17 protein-coding genes, 1 tRNA gene and 1 pseudogene are annotated in these 19,478 nt (G+C 63.9%); 4 read left to right on the top strand and 15 right to left on the bottom strand.

Annotated features, from left to right (window positions below):
• Window positions 1-208: pseudogene (locus I6F38_RS30600) on the top strand (IS481 family transposase); the annotation flags it as partial.
• 229 nt (window positions 209-437) lie between these two features.
• Here I6F38_RS30600 and I6F38_RS30595 read toward each other — a convergent pair.
• Together I6F38_RS30595 and I6F38_RS30590 are read right to left on the bottom strand one after the other, a co-directional pair.
• A complete protein-coding gene (locus I6F38_RS30595) occupies window positions 438-2,387 on the bottom strand; it encodes a molybdopterin biosynthesis protein (RefSeq protein ID WP_225163014.1) in 1,950 nt (649 codons plus the stop codon).
• 9 nt (window positions 2,388-2,396) lie between these two features.
• Window positions 2,397-3,506 carry a molybdopterin-binding protein gene (locus tag I6F38_RS30590; protein ID WP_225163013.1) on the bottom strand — a complete coding sequence of 370 codons (1,110 nt, stop codon included), beginning with the start codon at window positions 3,504-3,506 and terminating at the stop codon, window positions 2,397-2,399.
• A gap of 205 nt (window positions 3,507-3,711) precedes the next feature.
• Here I6F38_RS30590 and I6F38_RS30585 point away from each other — a divergent pair, with 205 nt between their 5' ends.
• Complete coding sequence (locus I6F38_RS30585; RefSeq protein ID WP_225163019.1) at window positions 3,712-4,902, top strand: ABC transporter substrate-binding protein; 1,191 nt, start codon at window positions 3,712-3,714, stop codon at window positions 4,900-4,902.
• 120 nt (window positions 4,903-5,022) lie between these two features.
• Here the strand turns inward: I6F38_RS30585 and I6F38_RS30580 are convergent, their stop codons facing one another.
• Window positions 5,023-5,991 (bottom strand): TAXI family TRAP transporter solute-binding subunit, encoded by a 969-nt coding sequence (locus tag I6F38_RS30580; protein ID WP_225163012.1) that lies wholly within the window; start codon window positions 5,989-5,991, stop codon window positions 5,023-5,025.
• A 119-nt stretch (window positions 5,992-6,110) separates the two neighbouring features.
• On the opposite strand from I6F38_RS30580, the gene I6F38_RS30575 reads away from it, so the two are divergent.
• A complete protein-coding gene (locus I6F38_RS30575) occupies window positions 6,111-7,079 on the top strand; it encodes a tripartite tricarboxylate transporter substrate binding protein (RefSeq protein ID WP_225163011.1) in 969 nt (322 codons plus the stop codon).
• A 195-nt stretch (window positions 7,080-7,274) separates the two neighbouring features.
• Window positions 7,275-7,350: transfer RNA gene (locus I6F38_RS30570), tRNA-Ile, on the top strand.
• A gap of 340 nt (window positions 7,351-7,690) precedes the next feature.
• On the opposite strand, the gene I6F38_RS30565 is transcribed toward I6F38_RS30570, so the two are convergent.
• The 12 genes from I6F38_RS30565 to I6F38_RS30510 form a co-directional block, all read right to left on the bottom strand.
• Window positions 7,691-8,869 carry an NnrS family protein gene (locus I6F38_RS30565; RefSeq protein WP_225163010.1) on the bottom strand — a complete coding sequence of 393 codons (1,179 nt, stop codon included), beginning with the start codon at window positions 8,867-8,869 and terminating at the stop codon, window positions 7,691-7,693.
• A 695-nt stretch (window positions 8,870-9,564) separates the two neighbouring features.
• Window positions 9,565-9,732, bottom strand: coding sequence for a cbb3-type cytochrome oxidase assembly protein CcoS (gene ccoS / locus I6F38_RS30560; protein WP_028340002.1), 168 nt, complete (start codon window positions 9,730-9,732; stop codon window positions 9,565-9,567).
• Window positions 9,732-11,918, bottom strand: coding sequence for a heavy metal translocating P-type ATPase (locus I6F38_RS30555; RefSeq protein WP_225163009.1), 2,187 nt, complete (start codon window positions 11,916-11,918; stop codon window positions 9,732-9,734). The genes ccoS and I6F38_RS30555 overlap by 1 nt, the downstream gene beginning before the upstream one ends.
• Before the next feature lie 11 nt (window positions 11,919-11,929).
• Window positions 11,930-12,430, bottom strand: coding sequence for a FixH family protein (locus I6F38_RS30550; RefSeq protein ID WP_018268764.1), 501 nt, complete (start codon window positions 12,428-12,430; stop codon window positions 11,930-11,932).
• A gap of 15 nt (window positions 12,431-12,445) precedes the next feature.
• Window positions 12,446-13,903, bottom strand: a complete 1,458-nt coding sequence (ccoG, locus tag I6F38_RS30545; protein WP_225163008.1) for a cytochrome c oxidase accessory protein CcoG — start codon at window positions 13,901-13,903, stop codon at window positions 12,446-12,448.
• Between the two features lie 94 nt (window positions 13,904-13,997).
• Complete coding sequence (gene ccoP, locus I6F38_RS30540) at window positions 13,998-14,870, bottom strand: cytochrome-c oxidase, cbb3-type subunit III (RefSeq protein WP_225163007.1); 873 nt, start codon at window positions 14,868-14,870, stop codon at window positions 13,998-14,000.
• Window positions 14,871-14,876: 6 nt separating this feature from the next.
• On the bottom strand, window positions 14,877-15,041 hold the full coding sequence (locus I6F38_RS30535) for a cbb3-type cytochrome c oxidase subunit 3 (RefSeq protein WP_225163006.1): 165 nt from the start codon (window positions 15,039-15,041) through the stop codon (window positions 14,877-14,879).
• A 10-nt stretch (window positions 15,042-15,051) separates the two neighbouring features.
• Window positions 15,052-15,786, bottom strand: coding sequence for a cytochrome-c oxidase, cbb3-type subunit II (gene ccoO, locus I6F38_RS30530; protein ID WP_225163005.1), 735 nt, complete (start codon window positions 15,784-15,786; stop codon window positions 15,052-15,054).
• A gap of 8 nt (window positions 15,787-15,794) precedes the next feature.
• The gene (gene ccoN / locus I6F38_RS30525; protein ID WP_225163018.1) at window positions 15,795-17,417 is read right to left on the bottom strand and encodes a cytochrome-c oxidase, cbb3-type subunit I; all 1,623 of its coding nucleotides are present in this window, start codon (window positions 17,415-17,417) and stop codon (window positions 15,795-15,797) included.
• A gap of 26 nt (window positions 17,418-17,443) precedes the next feature.
• On the bottom strand, window positions 17,444-17,941 hold the full coding sequence (locus I6F38_RS30520; protein WP_225163004.1) for a hypothetical protein: 498 nt from the start codon (window positions 17,939-17,941) through the stop codon (window positions 17,444-17,446).
• Between the two features lie 115 nt (window positions 17,942-18,056).
• Complete coding sequence (locus I6F38_RS30515) at window positions 18,057-18,284, bottom strand: hypothetical protein (protein WP_069276607.1); 228 nt, start codon at window positions 18,282-18,284, stop codon at window positions 18,057-18,059.
• Between the two features lie 398 nt (window positions 18,285-18,682).
• Window positions 18,683-19,429, bottom strand: a complete 747-nt coding sequence (locus tag I6F38_RS30510) for a CBS domain-containing protein (protein ID WP_212059521.1) — start codon at window positions 19,427-19,429, stop codon at window positions 18,683-18,685.
• Window positions 19,430-19,478 lie beyond the last annotated feature (49 nt).

The raw sequence follows: 19,478 nt of genomic DNA, 5'->3' as shown, positions 1-19,478 counted from the left end.
GGAGGCAACCGTCCGGCGATACCACTACGAGACCCACGAGCAATTGGAAGATCACCTCGCTGCCTTCCTTGATGCTTACAACTTCGCCAGACGCCTTAAGACCCTGCGTGGTCTCACACCCTATGAAGCTATCTGCAAAGCATGGGCCGACGAACCAAACCGCTTCAGGATCGATCCCATCCACTTGACCTCGGGACTGAACACCTAGGGCATTTACACATCTCTTCGAGGCTAGAAAACCGACTCATCATCAAGGGGTTAGCTACTAGGCGAGAGCCGAAATCGGCGGGCGCAACCCTAGTGCAGATGAGTAAGTTCTCTGCGGTTTTCGGCCAACTCTTTGAGAAGACTCCGGAAAGACTGCGGAGGATATGTATATACGCTAGTGCGAAAGCAGGGACGACAGCTGTGATTGGTGCGGCAGAGCGGCACACCGGCTACGCCGGCCTGAACCCTGCCTTCGTCAATGCAGCCCGCCCTTCATCCGACGCCAGTGCATCGAGAAAGGCCTGCACCGCGGGCCGCTGCTTGCGCGCCGTCACCAATGCGAAGTCATAATGCTCTTCGGCGAGCGGTATGAAGCCGAGTCCCGACGCATCGGCGACCGGCGCGATGGTCATGCCCCAGTCGGCGCGGTGCTGCGCCACCGCGGCCGCAACCGCATTGTGCGAGCGGGGCTGATTCCAGTAACCGTCGGGCCGGCTGCCCGCGAGCAAGCGATCGATCAGGATGCGGGTGCCGGCGCCCTGGTTGCGGTTGACCATGATGCAGGCGGGATCGGCGAGCGCGGCGCGCACCGCCTGCTCTGCGCTCAAGCCGGCAAAGCGCGTGTCGTCCTTGCGAAACACGATGCCCTGCATGCGCCGCCAGCCCGGCACCAGTTCGAGCCCGTCGGCCAGGTACGGCGTGTTGTAGGTCTCGGTCTTGTCGTCGAACAAATGGATCGGGGCGAGATCGCATTCGCCGCGCTTGGCGGCAGCGAGCCCGCCGAGGCTGCCGACCGCGATCGAACGCACTACAAGCCCGGCATGCACCAGCGGCGCCGTGACGAGATCGAGCCCGGTGCAATGGCTGCCGACGATGACGAGATCGGGCACCCGCACATGCGGCGTGAACAGCGTCACCTCGGCCTCGCTGCCGGCCGGCAACTGGTCGGCCAACGCCTCGATCTTCAAGAAGCCGTCAGCCTGCGCGAACGAGGTGATCGCGCCGGAACCCTTGCCGCTCGGATAGGCGATCAGGCCGTCGGCGCCCTCGACCAGCGACACCATCACGAACTCGGTACGCCCGAGCTCGGAGGCGATGCGCACCGGCACCTTCGCCGCCACCTTGGCATCCGATCGCGGCGGCAGCCCGGCCATTCGCCGCAGCACCGGCACGATCATGTCGTGGAAGGTGAACATCGCCGAGGTCGGAAAGCCGGGCAGGATGACCACCGGCTTGCCGTCGCACACCGCAAGGCACAGCGGCTTGCCGGGCTTCAGCGCCACGCCATGCGCGATGATGCCGGGCTTGCCGAGGCGAGCGATGATCCGGTGCGAGACGTCGCCCGCGCCCTTGGAGGTGCCGCCCGACAGCACCAGCATGTCGCTATCCGCCAGCGCCTTGCGCATCGCGGCCTCGAGCATCGCCTCGTTGTCGGCGAACGCGCCAAGGAACGACGCGTCGGCGCCGTTCTCGGCAATCGCCGCGGTGACGATCGCACCATTGGTGTCGTAGATCGCGGCCGGCCGCAGCTTCTCGCCCGGCTGCACCAGTTCGTCGCCGGTCGAGAGGATCGCGACGCGCGGACGGCGCGTCACCGCAACCTCGGCGATGCCGCAGGCCGCGAGCATGCCGATCTCGCGCGACCCGATCATCGTTCCGGCGCGCAGCAGGGCCTCGCCGCGCGCGATGTCGGAGCCGGCATAGGACACGAACTGGCCGGGCGACGCCGCACGCCGCACCTCGATGGTGCCGTGGCCGGCAGGCTGGGTGTGCTCGACCATCACGATGGCATCAGCGCCGCGCGGTACCGGACCGCCGGTCGCGATCGCGGTTGCAGTACCCGGGAGCACCGGCAGGGTGGGCGCGGTCCCGCACGAAATCGTCTCGTCGTTCAGCGCGAGCTGCACCGGCGCGGCCTCGCCGGCGCGCGCCAGATCGGCCGAGCGCACCGCAAAGCCGTCGACATTGGAGCGATCGAATGGCGGCACGTCGATCGGCGCCACCACGTCCTCCGCCAGCGCACGGCCGAGCGCATCGGCGAGCAGCCGTTTCTCGGACGGCAATTGGCGCGGGAACAGCGCCGCCTCGAAGCGCGCGAGCGCCTCCTCGCGCGACAGGATGGTCAGGAACTGGTCCTGCTCGACGGACGGGTTGGGTTTCGGCGTGAACGTGTTGGTCATCTCGGGAACTCACTCCCGCAACATATAGGCATCGACCACCGCGCCCGCAGCGAAGCCCTCGGCATCGCCAGGCACGATCAGCAGGGCTTCGGCGCGCGCGATGGCATCGAGCGACAGGTCGCCGATGGCAAGTGCCGTCCAGGAACCTTGCTCGCGTATCAGCAGCACGACCTCGGCAACGCCGACGCCGGAAGCGATCTTGCGTTCCAGCGGCAGCGCCAGCGTTTTGCGCACGCGCCGGCCCGACAGGCGGTCGAGCAGGGGAAGCGCAATCGCCCACCAGGCCGCGAAAGCCTGATCCGGCGCGCCGGGCAAGGCGACGACCGGCGATGCATCGATCCGACCGACCGCTGCGGTGCGCCCAGGCTGCAGCGCGATCCCGTGCGCGATCAGTGCGCCACGCCTTGCCAGCGCATTCACCGCAGCATCGGTGTGACCAACGCCGGTGCCGCCGATCATGACCATCAGATCGCAGCCGTCTGGTTCGAGTGCGTTTGCAATCGCCGCCACATCGGGCGCCGCCTCGATGCCGACGACCTCAGCGCCCGCGAGACGCGCGGTGTCAGCGATCAGTTGTGCGGTCAGCTCACCATTGGCGACGTTGACGATGCGAAGCCGCGGCCGTCGCACGCGCAACATCTGCAGTCCGGCCGCGCGCACGAGGAGCAGGCCGCGCGGCAGCAGCGGCTCCCCGGCTGCGATCACGGTGCGCCCAACGGCGATGTCGCTGCCGGCACGCCTGACGCCCTGCCCCGGGATTGCTTCGGCGAGCACCTGCGCAAGCGGACCGGAGGTATCGACGGCATCGGCATCGACCACGCAGTCGGTGCCATCAGGCATCGCAGCGCCTGCCGCCACCCAGACCGGAGGTTCGGCCAGCGGCAATGGCGCATAGGACGACGCGCCGACCAGGTCATTGGCGCGCATCGCCCACCCGTCGCTGACCGCGACATCGCGCGGCGGATAGGCGCGCAAGGCCGGCATCTCGGCCGCAATGCAGCGCAAGGCGTCGGCCGGCGGCAGCGCGATCGGCTGGACCGGCCCGACGTCGCGCTGCACGGCAGCCAGTGCCGCATCGAGCGGGGTGAGCGAAGGCGGAAGGCGCTGGGCGGTGACCATGGCCCGCTATGGACTGAATCGGCCCCGAAAGAAACTGCCTCCGCCCGACCGGGGCTGCGTCATTAGACCGATGGCGCGTTGACGCGGTCCCCAATATAGTTGCAAAAGAAACCAATATGACCGGGTCCCCGAAGGCCCGGCACAACCAATAATGGCCAATGCGCCAATTCAGGAGGGAGACAGAATGAAGGCCACCAGACTAGCCATGTTCGGGACGCTCGCAGCCGCGCTGCTGGCCTCCTCGAGCGTATCGGCGCAGGTATCCGACGACATCATCAAGATCGGCGTGCTGACCGACATGAACGGCCCCGCCTCGACGCCGACCGGCCAAGGCTCGGTCACCGCCGCGCAGATGGCGGTCGACGATTTCGGCGGCAAGGTGCTCGGCAAGCCAATCTCGGTGATCGTCGGCGATCACCAGCTCAAGCCGGATATCGGCGCGACCATCGCGCGGCGCTGGTATGACGTCGATCAGGTCGACCTCATCGTCGACGTGCCGGTCTCGGCGGTCGGGCTCGCGGTGCAGAACATGGCCAACGAGAAGAAGAAGCTGTTCATCACGCATTCGACCGGCGCGACCGATTTCCACGGCAAGTTCTGCTCGCCCTACGCGATACAGTGGGTATTCGACACCAGGGCGCTCGCGGTCGGCACCGCGCAGGAGGTGGTGAAGCGCGGCGGCGACAGCTGGTTCTTCATCACCGACGATTATGCGTTCGGCCACTCGCTGGAGAAGGACGCCTCAGCGATCGTGACCAAGAACGGCGGCAAAGTGCTCGGCGCGGTGCGGCCGCCGTTTGCGACGCCCGATCTGTCGTCCTTCATCCTGCAGGCGCAGGCCTCGAAGGCCAAGATCATCGGCATTGCCGGCGGACCGCCCAACAACACCAACGAGATCAAGACCGCCGCCGAGTTCGGCGTCTTCGCCGGCGGGCAGCAGATGGCGGCGCTGCTGGCGCTGATCACCGACATCCACTCGATCGGGCTGTCGGCCGCGCAGGGCCTGCTGCTGACCACCTCGTTCTACTGGGACATGGACGACAAGACCCGCGAGTGGTCGAAGCGCTATTTCGCCAAGATGAACCGGATGCCGACGATGTGGCAGGCCGGCGTCTACTCCTCCGTGACCGCCTATCTGAACGCGATCAAGGATGCCGGCACCGACGATCCGCTCAAGGTCGCGGCCAAGATGCGCGAGAAGCCGGTCGAGGACTTCTTCGCCCGCAACGGCAAGCTGCGCGAGGACAATCTGATGGTGCACGACCTCTGGCTCGTGCAGGTCAAGACCCCGGCCGAGTCGAAATATCCGTGGGACTACTACAAGATCCTGGCCAAGATCTCGGGCGAGGACGCGTTCGGCCCGCCGGACCCAGCCTGCGCGATGGCGAAGAAATGACGACCGAAGGTCGTCATTCCGGGGCGATGCGTCAGCATCGAACCCGGAATCTCGAGATTCCGGGTTCGCGCTTCGCGCGCCCCGGAATGACCTCTGCGCGATAGCGCGTCGATGCAGAGGTCATTTCGCCACCCCGATCTCGCGGAAGTATCTGAGCACGCCGGGGTGGATCAGGTTGGTATCAGGCGCGGCGGCGACGGTGTTCGCCGCCGTGGTCTCGCACGCCTGGGCGAGCTTGTTGCAGAAGGTCGCCTCGATGCCGTGCAGCGTCTTGGCCAGCCGATAGGCGACATCGTCGGGCAAGGTCTCGCGCACCAGGATGTAGCTCCAGGAGCCGACCGAAGAGATTGCCGCAGTCTGCTTCGGATAGCTGCCGGCGGGGATCGTCAGCGGCTTGAGGAAAGTGTGCTTGGCGCGGATGCGGGCGATCTCGTCCGCGGTCGGCGCGATGAAGCGCGCGCCGGTGGCGCTCTCGGCCATCTTGGCGAAGCCGGGCCAGCCGATGCCGGCGCCCCACAATGCAGCGGCGCGGCCGTCCTCGACCATCGCGGGCCCGTCGCCGGCGCGATCGAGATAAATCGACTTGAAGTCCTCGTCCTGCTTCAGCCCGATGCCGTCGAGGATGTAGCGCGAGAGGATCGGCAGGCCGGAGCCCTTGGCGCCGAACGCGACGGGCTGGCCGACCAGGTCCTGGATCGTCTTGTAGGGACTGTCGGCCCGCACCACGAACATGCCCGGGCTCGAATACATCGCGGTGAGGATCTTCAGCTTCGTGGCCTTCGGCCGGCCGATGCCCATGAAGGCTTCATAGGACGGCTCGCCCGCCACGGTCGCGATATCGACGTTGCCGGCCTCGAGCAGCGGGATGTTCTCATTCGAGCCCTTGGTGTTGCGCGGCTCGATCGACAGCGTCGGGTCGGCCGCATTCATCACCTCGGCGAAGGCATTGCCATAGAGCGGAAAGCCGCCACCCGGTGTCGCCGTGGCGAAACTGATCGTGGTCTTGGAAATGGTCTTGCTCCCCTCTTGCGCCGCGGCCCCGCCCGCGAGCAGCAGCGCGCCGGCGCACATCATAACAGCGAATTTCATCCCGAGCCTCAAGCATTCCACGTAAGCGCGACTATCGTCGCACGGGCGACATCGTAGGCAAAGCCAGCGTTTTGTGAAACGATGCCGGCAACAGTCACAAGAAAATGACGGGAGAGACGATGATCCGGTTCGCGCGTGTCGCTTTGCTTGGTTTGATTTGCTGCCTCGCCTCGATTGCCCCCTCATCCGCATCCGACTATCCGAACCGCCCGGTGCGGTGGGTGATCGGGTTTGCCGCCGGCGGTCCGGTCGACATCGTCGCCCGCATCATGAGCCAGTGGCTGTCGGATCATTTCGGCCAGCAATTCATCGTCGAGAACCGCACCGGATCGGGCGGCAACATCGCCGCCGCGGCCGCGATCAACTCGCCCGCTGACGGCTATACGCTGCTGTTCGTCGCACCCAACAACGCGATCTCGACCTCGCTCTACAAGAAGCTGCCGTTCGACTTCCTGCGCGACACCACCCCGGTCGCGAGCATCATGCAGCTCACCAACATGCTGGTGGTCTCCAACGCGATGCCGGTGAAGACCGTCCAGGAGTTCATCGACTACTGCAAGGCCAATCCCGGCAAGATCTCCTATGCCTCGTCGGGCAACGGCACCTCGGTGCACATGTCGGCCGAGCTGTTCAAGGCGATGACCAAGTGCGACATGCTGCATGTGCCGTACCGGGGATCCGCGATCGCCTTCCCCGACATCATCTCCAACAAGGTGCAGCTGATCTTCGACAATCTGCCGTCGGCGCTGGAGCAGGCCCGCGGCGGCAACGTCCGCGCGCTCGGCGTCACCTCGCCGAAACGCTGGGCGAGCGTGCCCGACGTGCCGGCGATCGCCGAGACCGTGCCGGGATTCGAGGCGGTCGGCTTCTACGGCATCTCGGCGCCGAAGGGCACCCCGCCGGAAATCGTCGACGCGCTCAATGCGGCGGTGGGCGAAGCGCTGAAGGATCCCAAGCTCGTGGCGCGCCTCGCCGAGGTCGGCGGCATCCCGAAGCCGATGGCCCCGGCCGAATTCGGCAAGCTGGTGGCCGACGAGACCGAGAAATGGCGCAAAGTCGTCGAGTTTGCCGGCGTCTCGGTAGATTGAGGCGCCGGTCGCCAGGGAGACGGAGGGCCATGCAGGATGGCTGCCGGCCGCTGTTCCAGCGATACCGGCCGCAAGACGTGGCCGGCCCGGCGGCGATGGCACAGGGACGCGGGGGCGGCATTGCCGAAACCGCAGTCAGCCTGTAAACGGAGCCCGCACCGTTGCCGGCCGCGCCCCGCGGCCCGCAAGGCGGCGGGGCCTGTAGCTCAATGGTTAGAGCCGGCCGCTCATAACGGTCTGGTTGCAGGTTCGAGTCCTGCCGGGCCCACCAATGAGATCAATAGCTTACTTCGTTCTCGTTGCCCGCAGCGCGACGACCGCACCAGAAACCGCACCAGATACGTGCACCTTTCGTTCGTGCGCGGGTTCAAGTGCAACAGCCATCTGACGGTGTCAGACAGATCGTTTGGGTAGGCGGTGAGCGGACCAGTCCGGTCTCCCGCGTTGAGCCCCTCGGACAACTCTTCTCCGAACGTATCCAAGGCCCAAGCGAGAGCGACGAAGAGAACGCTCAGCGAGTGCACTGTCTTTGCGGCTGGACCGTAGTTCCAACCGCGTTTTCCATCACTACCTCCTCCGCGCCCATGGTGAGCCTCTGACGGGCGGTGGCCTCAGAACCTGCGTGCGCGACACAGGGCGGGAGCATAGGACAGCGCGAATCCAAGAAACGCACCCGTCCATGCGATACCCGCGATCATCAACAGCGAGATCGAATAGGTTGGATCGACAGCCGCGCATATCCGCGCCAGCGCTGCGACGATGATCGAGGCGTAAACGGCCTGAGTGGTAGTGGATGCCGAAAGCTCCTGCCCCGTATGACCGAGCGACGCCCGTGTCATCACTGCGATCGTCATCGAGCCGATCGCACCGCCGGTCCATGCATGGATTCCTGCGCTGGGGGCGACGAGGTCTAGCGAAGATAGCGCCGCCAGGAAAAAGCCGGCAGGCACGAACGCGTAGGCAACATGGAGGATCAGGACCAGTCGGTCCGATATCGTTCGATGGCCAGCCCAGCGAGCAAGGCGGATGACGTGGAGCACTCCAGCAACTCCCAGGGCGCCCGCGACCGCGCGACCGGAAGGAACCACAGCCCATGCACCCATCGCGCTCGCACCGATAGCGACCGCCGCCGCGTCGAATCGGCCGAAGGGAACAGGCAGCCGGCCCGGCTTCTGGCGCGAGAGCCAGTTGCGCGTAAAGCTCGGAACGATCCTCCCTCCGATCACGCAAATCAGCGTAACGACAAGACCAACACCGGCCCGCGCTGAATAGTCCGCAATGCCATTGAAATGTGCTTCGATATGGAAAGCGATGTTTGTGGCCGCAAGCAGCGATACGATGCCGACCAGTTTCAGATTGCCCCACTTTCGTCCACCGATGATCTCGCGGGCGGCTGCGGCGGCGAGCAACAGCCAGAACGTAGCGTCGATCGCAAGCGCGAATTGCCAGCCAATGATGCCTGAGAATGTCGCGGCCAGTCTTCCGGCAAGCCAGATGGCGAACAGAGCGCCGAGCGGACCGCCCTGGATCGGGAGGCGCCCTGTCCAGTTCGGAACGGCGGTCAGGAGGAAACCTGCTATCACCGCACCCACGTAACCGAACAGCATCTCATGCACGTGCCAGTCCCGTGGCGCCAACGCGGTTGGAAGGCTGACATCCCCAAAGAAAACCGCCATCCACAATGGAACGATTGCGCCGGCGTAGATGGCGCCGAACAGAAAGAACGGCCGAAAGCCGTAGGAGAACAGTGCTGGGCCCCGATAACCCGTTAACCTCTGCATCGTCGCCATGGACGTCTTCCTTGTTCAGCGGATGTCAGCGAGATCTGGCACGATACTGCGCGATGAGAGTTAATCGCGTCGCCGCGGGTCTTGAGTTGATCTCCGTCAACCCGGCCGGTAACGCTCCGTAGCGTTTGCTCCGGATTTCCTTTGCCGTGGGCACCTCAAGAATATGCAGCTCTCCCGCTTGGTGGATTGTGCTGCGTCAACGGCCCCCTCGCCGTCCGCACCGCAGACTTTGAGCCACGTCAATCGCGTGACCTGCTACACGTGCGACAAAGCGGAACATCGACCGGAGGCTTGCGTGCGCCACACATTCACATCATGGTTTCGCCGGCTCACCCTTTTGGGATGGCACGACATCGCGTCGGCGCCATTCGGTTGCGTGATCGAGCTTGCAATGATTGATGGCGAACGTCAGCCGCTCGGCGTCCCCTGCATCCGCCACACCGAGGGGTGGCTGGACGCCGCCACGATGCAGCCTGTTACCGTGTCGGCGACACACTGGCGCCATTGGCAGCCTGACGTGCTTCCGACGTGCTGCTGCTGACGATGGCGCGGTTTGGCGCCATCAACCGACTGGTCTCAGTCCTGCTCCTGCGGTCGCGGACACCGCGATTGCGGCAGACAGACTGGACACTGGTGCTTGCGCTCGCCTGCACGGCGCTCACGATCGCATCGGCGGCTTCATTGCTGTACTTTCATTACTTGGACCGGCCTTGACCACTGACGGGCTCATCGTCGGTGATGGCACGCCAGGCTGCGCCATCGAGGTCGTCATACTGTCCACTCTTGAGTGACCAGAGAAAGCCGAGCAGCCCGGCAAAGCCAAGCGCGAGCGCTAACGGGACCAGAATGACCAGAACTTCCATCAGGCCGCTTCCCTCGTTCGTGCTCGCAGTGCATTGAACATCACGATCACTGAAGAGCCTGACATGGCCGCGGCGGCGATCAGCGGCGTGACTAGGCCGGCGATCGCGATCGGTACCGCCAGCACGTTGTAGACGACAGCAAGCCAGAGATTTTGCCGCATCAGCCGCAGCGCCTTGCGCGACACTTTGACCGCGGCCAGCACCGGCGCAAGACGCTCGCCAAGAAAGACCGCATCGGCGATCGCTTGACTCATGTGCGTGGCCGTAACGGGCGACATCGACGCGTGTGCCGCAGCAAGAGCCGGCGCATCGTTCAGGCCATCGCCGACCATCAGAACTTTGCAGCCCCGGCGCGCCAGCTCGTCGATCCGGTCAATCTTGTCGACCGGAGACACCTCGGCGCGCCATTCATGCACGCCGAGCACTTCGGCCGTCAGCCGGACCGCAGGTTCGCGATCCCCGGACACGATCTCGACGGCGATGCCCATGCGCGCCAGCCCTGCCACCACTTCGGCCGCGTCCGGCCGTAGCCTCTGCCGGACTGCGAAGGCATATTTGCTCTCGCCGTGGCTGAATGCGACGACGGAAGCCTCCGGATCGCGGCACAGAATCTCGTTGGCCAAGTTGTCCGCGCCACAGAATGACGGGCGGCCCAGCCGGATCGGACGCCCCTCAAGAAAGCCGTGCAGGCCCTGGCCTGGTTCTTCCTGGATGTCGGGCAACGGTGAGGCGACGCCCGCCCTGCGCGCAACGGCGGCAGCGACCGGATGACGGCTCGAGAGTGCCAGCCGGCCTGCAATCTTCAAGACATCGTCTGGAATGTCCGCGAGATTGGCGACATCAAGCTCGGGCAGCGTCAACGTCCCTGTCTTGTCGAAGATCACCCGATCGATCTCAGCGATACGCTCGATCGCATCGCCGGCGTTGAGCAGCACACCTGAACTGAACAGCGCACCGGATGCAACGGTCTGCACGGCCGGAACGGCAAGCCCCAGCGCGCAGGGACAGGTGATGATCAGGACCGCAATCGCGGTCACGATCGAATCGTGAAAACTCGCGCCATAGGCCAACCAGCCGAGCATCGCGAGAAATGCGGTCGCGTGAACCATGGGGGCATAGAGCCTCGATGCCCGCTCCGCCAGGCGAAGGTAGCGCGAGCGCGCCTGCAGCGCGTGATCGAGCAGCCGGGATATTTCGTCGAGCAACGTGCCGCCCGAAGCCGCGGACGCGCGGATGCGCAATGTGCCTGAACGGACCAGAGTGCCGGCGAACACCGCACTGCCGGGCGTGGCTATCGCCGGTAAGGTTTCGCCCGTGATCAGGCTCTGATCGACCTCCGAGCGGCCCTCGATCACATTGCCATCGACCGCGCAGCGCTCTCCGGGCCGCAGCAGAACGATGTCGCCGGGGCGGATCGCGGCTGCCGGGACTGTTTTGATCTCGGTCGGACCGACGAACTTCGTCGCCGTCTCCGCCTTGAGGGCAGCCAGGTTGCCGGCAAAGGCGCGAGTGCGCCGCCGCATGTTCTGGTCGAGATAACGACCGGCAAGCAGAAACGCGATCAGCATGATCGCGGCATCGAAATAGGCATGTTCGGCGTGGTTTACGGTCTCGATCACCGAGGTCGCCAGCGCGAGCACGATGCCGATGCTGATCGGCACGTCCATGTTGACGCCGCGCGCCCGCAGCGCTGACAACGCCGACGAGAAGAAGGGCTGCGCCGAGTAAGCGGCCGCCGGCAGCACGATCAGCGCCGACAGCCAGTGGAAGAAGTCGCGCTGCTCCGGCAGCATGTCGGAGACGTTGCCGGACCATACCGGGACCGACAGCATCATGACGTTCATCGCCGCAAAGGCGGCGACACCCAATCGGCGCAACAGGGCTTGCGCACGCCGGGCTTCCTGGGTTTCGGCATCATTCCGCTCGAAGGGATAGGCCTTGTAGCCGAGCTCCGCGAGACGGCTTACGAACAGCGCCGGGTCAAGAGCACCCGCCTTCCATTCCAGTGCAAGGCGACTGTTCGTCAGGTTCACGCGGGCCGAGGTGACGTCCGGTATGGTTGACAAATTGCGCTCGATCTTGGCCATGCAGCCCGCGCAATTGATGCCTTCGACTGCGAGATCGAGATGGATGAGCCCGACGCCCGTGCTCTTCAGATAGTGAGAGAAGTCGATATCCGCCTGCATAGGATCCACCTTCAGTTCAGCAGGATTCGATTCTTCGACAGGAACATGCGGCCGCCGTCAGCGTCGCCCTCTATGACGAGGTCCCACTGCCCCGCGGCGACGCCCTCGGCGCGGCCGCTATAGCTCCCACCCTCGGCCTCGGTGATCTCGATCGCCCGGTCTGCGCGATGATCGATCGGCCGCTCGAGCCGAGCGAGGAAACTCAGTCCCGTCAGCGGCGCTCCGGCGTGGTCACGCGCCTCCAGCGCGATTGCAGCGCTGCCGTCTGGCCGCCGGTCGATATGCGCCCGGACCCGCCAGTCGCGCTCGTTCTGCTGTCTGGCCGCGTCGATCTCGCGCTGATAGGCGAGGCTGGCGCTGTATGCGCTGTCGACCTCGGTGCCCGGAAGAGTCGTAATCGCAAGGCGCATCATGACCATGTTCACGCTGATGACGACGGCAAAGAACGCGACCGTCGTGACCAGGACGAAACGTCCGGTGATAGGTCGCGCGGCTTGACTTGAGACTGCCATGATGAAATTCCGTGCTTAGGGAAGGACGAAGTGGTCGGTCGCGGAGGCGACCTCTCCGAGACCGATATCAGTGACGCGGAATGTGACCGGCACCGACTTTTCCGCTTTTTCATCGAACGGCGCCGTCACCAGCACGCGCAGTTCGGTGGTGGTGTCGCGCGCAAGAACGATCATCGGCCGATCTGGCGTCACGGAGTCCGCACCGATGACGTGCAGCTTCGCTTCGGCGGGTCCATCGACATCGATCGCGATCACACGATCAAAGCCGCGCTTGTTGAGGAAGCGCAGTGTGTATCCATTGCGGATCGCGCCGTCGCTGAGACGCACCGCGATCGGATTGCGGTCGTGCAGCACGTTGACGTCGAGCAGGGTTCGCGACATCAACGCGTAAAGCATCACGGCGCAGACTACGGTGATCAGGCTGGCGTAGACGACGGTACGGGCGCGAACGGGCTTGAAAATCTCCTGCTTGCCGGCGACGCGCCGCTGAACGTTGATATCGTTATCGTACCCGATCAGGCCGGTCTTGCGGCTGACCTTGGTCATGACGGCGTCACAGGCATCGATGCACAGGCCGCACTGGATGCAGCCAAGCTGCGCGCCATCGCGAATGTCGATCCCGGTCGGGCACACGGCAACGCACTGGTTGCAATCGATACAATCGCCGGCCTTCTCGCCGAGCGAGCGAATGTCGAACGCCTTCTTGACCGAGCAACGCGGCTCACCGCGATCGTATTTGTATGTGACGTTGAGTGCCCATTCGTCGGTCAGTGCGGCCTGAATCCGCGGCCACGGGCACATATAGACGCAGACCTGCTCGCGCATATAGCCGGCCAGCAGATAGGTCGACGCGGTCAGCATCGCGATCCAGACATAGGCGACCGCCGGCGCCTGAAAAGTCGCAAGATCGCGCACCAGGGTCGGCGCATCGGCGAAGTAGAGCACCCAGGCGCCACCGGTCCACCAGGCGATCATCAGCCAGATTGCGTGCTTCAATGCACGGCGACCGGCGCGCTTTGCGGTCATTGGGCCCGCGTCGGCCTTGATCTGGGCGCGGCGGTCACCTTCGACCAGCCGCTCGACCGCATAGAAAAGATCCGTCCAGACCGTCTGCGGGCAGAGATAGCCGCACCAGATCCGGCCACCCAGTGCGTTCATCAGAAACAAGGCGAGAGCCGCGAGCACCAAAAGGCCGGTGAAATAGTAGATTTCCTGCGGCCACAGCTCAATGAAGAAGAAATAGAAGCGTCGGTTTGGAAAATCGATCAGGACCGCCTGGTCGGGCGCGCCGAGGCCCCGATGCCAGCGCACGAAGGGTAGCAGATAGTAGACGCCGAGACAGACGGCCATCAGCCGCCATTTGATCGAACGGAATCGGCCGGAGACGCTCTGCGGGAAAACCTTCTTGCGAGGCGCGTAAAGCGGCCCATTGTCGTCGGCTATGAGTTCATCAGGCGGCACGGGCTTGTTCATGGGTTGCTCGAATGAGGCTCTCATTGAAACCTACATCCCCGCACCATGTCCGGGTTTGACTTCGGTCAATCATCCCGGCCGCCCTCGCGGCGGGCTACTTGCCGCCGCCTAATGAGTGCACATAGACCGCCAGCGCCTTGACGGTGACAGGGTCCAGCCGACCGACCCAGGCCGGCATGACCCCGGCGCGGCCGTTGGCGATGGTCTCAACCAGAGTCTCCTCGTCGGATCCATAGAGCCAGATATGATCGGCCAGGTTCGGCGCACCCAGCTCCGGGTTGCCCTTGCCGTTGTCACCGTGGCAGCTGGTGCAATTCTCAGTGAACAGCTTCATTCCGGCCGCGGCGTCGAATTTCGGCGCGGTGGAAAGGCCGGAAAGCGAGCGCACATAGTTCGCGACCGTGACGATCTCCTCCTTCTTGAGAATGCCGTCGCGGCCGAATGCCAGCATCTGCCCTTCATGGGTCTTTGCGTGTCCTGACCGTGCCCCGAACTGGATCGTCTGCATGATCTGGTCAAGCGAGCCGCCCCACAGCCAGTCGTCGTCGTTCAGGTTCGGATAACCCTTCGCGCCGGCGCCGCCGCTGCCGTGGCACGGCGCGCAATTGTCGGCGAACACGGTCTTGCCGCGGGCACGCGCCAGCGCCAGCAGCGCCGGATCCCTCTCGATGACGGCCAGCGACGCGTTGCCGAGCACCGCCATCTTCTCGCCGCGCAGCTTTTCCAGATCGGCCAGGTCGGTCGTGACGCTCGCGCGGGTAGAATACTGGAACAGACCGGTGGTGTAGCCCGACACCAGCGGCCAAGCCGGATAGACGACCCAGTAACCGATCGCCCAGATGATCGTTGCATAGAATGTCAGGACCCACCACCGCGGCAGCGGCGTGTTCAGTTCCTTGATGCCGTCCCACTCATGACCGGTCGTGCTGCGGCCGGAAACACGGTCGATCTCATTGTGCTCGCTCATGATCAGTCAGTCCTCCCGCAGCGGCATCCGGGCTGCAGCATCGAAGAGAGATTTGTTGCGGGGCCAAAGCGCGTAGACGACGATGGCGATGAAGATTCCGACGAAGATCGGGGTCCAGAGTGTACCGACCAGGCTCGACGCGAAATTCTCGACGTGAATGATCGCTTTCATGCTTGCGGCCTCAGCGCAGATTGGCTTTTTCGTTGTAGAGTTTGAAGTCGACGAGCGTGCCGAGCATCTGAAGATAGGCGATCAGGGCGTCGAGCTCGGTCGGATTGCCGGCCTTGCCGTCGAAATTGCGGACCAGGGCCTTCGGATAGCGCTTCTGAAACGGATCGGAGCCGGGGCTGTCGGGATCGACCTGCGCTTTGAGATCGGCGACTGCGTTGGCGATCTGCTCGTCGGTATAGGGTACGCCGACCGCGCGATTCGTCCGCAGATGAGCCGCGACGTCGGACGGATCGAGTTCCGTCTTCGCGAGCGACCGGTACCCGGGCATCACCGACTGCGGAACGATCGAGCGCGGATTGATCAGGTGAGTGACGTGCCAATCATCGGAGTACTTGCCGCCGACCCGCGCAAGATCCGGTCCGGTGCGCTTGGAGCCCCACTGGAATGGATGGTCGTACATGCTCTCGGCCGCGAGCGAATAGTGGCCATAGCGCTCGACCTCGTCACGCAACGGGCGGATCATCTGCGAGTGGCAGAGATAGCAGCCCTCGCGGACATAGATGTTGCGGCCGGCGAGCTCGAGCGGCGTATAGGGCCGCACGCCGTCGACCGCCTCGATCGTGCTCTTCAGATAGAACAGCGGCGTGATCTCGACCAGCCCGCCGATCGCAATGACGACGAGAATGCCGGCGATCAGGATGATAGAGTTCTTCTCAAAGATCTTGTGTCGATTCCAGATGGACATTGCGTGACCTATTCGGCAGGCTGGAGAGCGCCGGCGCCCTCGGTTTCGCTGGCCTGGCCGGCATTGACCGTCATCCAGAGATTGAAGGCCATGATCAGGGCGCCGACCAGGAACAGCGCACCGCCCGCTGCGCGAATGATGTAGAAGGGGTGCATGGCCTCGACAGATTCGATGAAGGAGTATTCGAGGAAGCCGAGCGAGGTGTAGGCACGCCACATCAGGCCTTGCAGGATTCCCGACACCCACATCGCGGAAATGTAGAGCACGATGCCGATGGTTGAGATCCAGAAGTGCCAGTTGACCAGCTTCAGGCTGTAGAGCTGGCGATTCCACAGCCAGGGGATCAGGCAGTAGAGCGCGCCGAACGAGACGAATCCGACCCAGCCCAATGCGCCGGAATGCACATGGCCGATGGTCCAGTCGGTATAGTGGCTCAACGAGTTGACCACCTTGATCGACATCATCGGGCCTTCGAAGGTCGACATGCCGTAGAAGGCGACCGACACCACCATCATGCGCAGCACGGGATCGGTGCGCAGCTTGTCCCACGCTCCCGACAGCGTCATCAGGCCGTTGATCATGCCGCCCCAGGACGGCATCCAGAGCATGATCGAGAACGTCATGCCGAGCGTCTGCGCCCAGTCCGGCAGCGCGGTGTAGTGCAGATGATGCGGGCCGGCCCAAATGTAGAGGAAGATCAGCGCCCAGAAATGGATGATCGAAAGCCGGTATGAATAGACCGGACGCTCCGCCCGCTTCGGAATGAAGTAGTACATGATCGCCAGGAAGCCGGCGGTCAGGAAGAACCCGACTGCATTGTGGCCGTACCACCACTGGAACATCGCATCCTGCACACCGCCCCAGGCGATGTAGGACTTCGAGCCGAGGAAGGAAACCGGCAGCGCGGGATTGTTGCCGAGATGCAGCACCGCGATCGTGATGATGAACGCCAGGTAGAACCAGTTGGCGACGAAGATATGCGGCTCCTTGCGCCTCACCAGCGTCATCAGGAACACGAGCAGATACGTCACCCAGACGATCGTCAGCCAGAAGTCGGCATACCATTCCGGCTCGGCGTATTCCTTCGACTGGGTCACGCCAAGCAGGTAGCCGGTGCCAGCAATCAGGATGAAGAAGTTGTAGCCGACCACGACGAACCAGGGCGACAGGTCGCCTGCAAGGCGAGTGCGGCAGGTCTTTTGCACGACATAAAACGACGTTGCGATCAGGACGTTGCCGCCGAACGCAAAGATCACGGCCGACGTATGCAGCGGCCGCAGGCGGCCGAATGTCGTCCAAGGCAGATCAAAATTAAGCGCCGGCCAGGCCAGCTGCATGGCAATGATCAGACCCACAGTGAAACCCGCGATGCCCCAGAACATCGCCATGGCGGAAGCGAACTTGATCGGTCCGAGATTGTAATTGGGGCGCCCGCCGATCTCCGCCGGTGGCAATTCTGCAGGACGGTCAAGGTAGCGATTGCCGATCATGACTACGGAGATCAGGCTGGCGGCACAAGCAAGCGACGCGTGAAAGCTGAACGCCGCATCGTGCCCCATCGCCGCGGCCAGAAAGCTAACGAAGGCAAAAGCCGCAAGTGCCGACGTCAAGCCGGCTTCGCCCATCGTCATCGACTTTGAAACGGAGGTTGGACCTGTCATGTGGGAACTTTCTTTGGGTGCGATGACGTCAGGGAAGTCACAGTCTCGCTGCCGGGTGCTTGATCGACATCAATTCCGGTGCCATGCCGCATGCCGCTGGCGCCGCGGCTCAGCGCGGTCAGGGTCATTTCGTTCGGACAATATTTTGCCGGGCTGGCTCGTCGCTCCCGCGCGAGATCCTCGGCGCAACGTGTCTTCTCCCGGCATAGACCGCACACCCGCTGCAGATCCCGCAACACATCGCAATAGGAAGAAGCTAGCATCTGCTCGGACAGGCCTGCATGCTCGAGACGCTTGCGGAGCAACTCCGGCGAACCTTGCTGGCGAGCAAGGGCACGAAGGTCCGGCGTCGAGAGATTGAGCTCGTGCGCGATCTCGTCGACCTCCCTGGCGGTCAACAGAGCGAACTCGTGTCGACGCGCAAGAAATGCCCGCAAGCGGGCCAGAAGACTCTCGAATTGCGGTGAATTGTTGCCAGCTGATCGGTCGCCCATTTCTCACACATCCCTTCTTTCGGCTCCACCTCTAGCCGAAAGACCCGATTGCCGATTTGATCCTGGTCAAGTGTGCGATGTCGCGGCAATCGATCTCGATCGCCACCCAAGATCGTCAGCCGCCCCAAGCCGACGGCAAGGTCGGCGGCGTTCGAAGCTCCATGGAATCGGCAAAGATCGTCCAGTCGCGGACACCCTTCTGCCTACAGAAGTCGGCCTCGGCCAGCTGTGCGGCCGCGGAAAGCGAGGCAGCGTCGACCTTGAACACTGCCTGGCAGGCACGATGTTCGTGGCCGGTGTCGTCGCAAACGGTTTTGATGAAGCGAACGTCGAATGATGGCATGGCACCCTCGCATGGGCTGATTCCTGTTGCTGACGCTGCCATCAGTGCGAGGCGGCCGTATTGATCTGTCGCAACGGCTTGCTCTGTATTGCAAGGCGAGCAGGGCTTGAACGATCTCGACCGCGCGGACCACGCGCATTTCGCGACGTGCGGCTCACGTGACCAGGAACGACAACCGGACCGGACGAGGTACTATTTCTGGCGAGATTTCCAGTCCGCGGATGGCGGCCGGACTGCCGGTATTGACGTCGTCTTGCCGTTGACGGTCCATCCAGCGGCAGCAATCGCGAAACCAACGATCGCACAGATCACAAGCAACGTTGCGGCGAATCCCACGACATCGGCGCTGACCACTGCGGTCGCGATCAACGGCGTCAGTATGATTGCTGGGCGAACGATCATCCTGCGGCCTCCTCCGCTTTGGCGGCAGCTGCTCGCTCGTCTTCCGCGGATTGGATATAGAAGCCGGAATAGGTATCGACGTAGCACAGATGATCGTGCACTTCCTTGACGCCGGCGACATTCTCCGCGGCGACGATCGCAGCCCGCCTCGCCCGCTCGTCCATGATGACCCCACGAAGGTGCACCACGCCGTCGCGCACCGAGACCTGCAGCCCGAGCGGACACCAGTTTGCACCGTCGAGCACCCGCACAATGCGATCGTGGATATGGTTGTCGTCCGCCGTGGGATCCGGGATCTGGTGCGCGATGGACCCAACCGCCCGCAGCAGGTCCGCCCGCGTCACGAGGCCAACGAGGCGCCCGCCGCGCATCACCGGCAGCCGCTTGATGCCCTTCTTCTCCATGAGATCGACCAGATCAGACACGGGCGTTTCTTCCGTCACGGTGACGGGGTCGCACGACATAATCTCTCCGACCTTCCGTCCGCGCTCGTGGACAAAGTCCGCGGCTGCGTAGCCGGAGCCGAGAAGAAACTTAAACCAGCCGTTACGCCGGCGTTGCGTGCCGATCTCGCTTCGCCGCATAAAGTCGCTCTCGGACAGGATTCCGACCAGTCTTCCAGCCGCGTCGACCACCGGCAGGCCGCTGATATGGTGATCCATCATCAGCTTGATGGCTTCGACAATGGAGGTCTCGGTTCCAACAGTGACGAGATGTCTCGCCATGATCTGATGTGCGCGCATTGCCGCTCTCCCTTCGACATCTGCACCAAGCTCACACATGACCGGCTCA

Source organism: Bradyrhizobium sp. BRP56, from assembly GCF_020194035.1.
GTDB classification, from domain to species: Bacteria; Pseudomonadota; Alphaproteobacteria; order Rhizobiales; family Xanthobacteraceae; genus Bradyrhizobium; species Bradyrhizobium australafricanum.
Note: the sequence above shows the minus strand (reverse complement) of the source record. Positions and strands in the feature narration are given on the sequence as shown.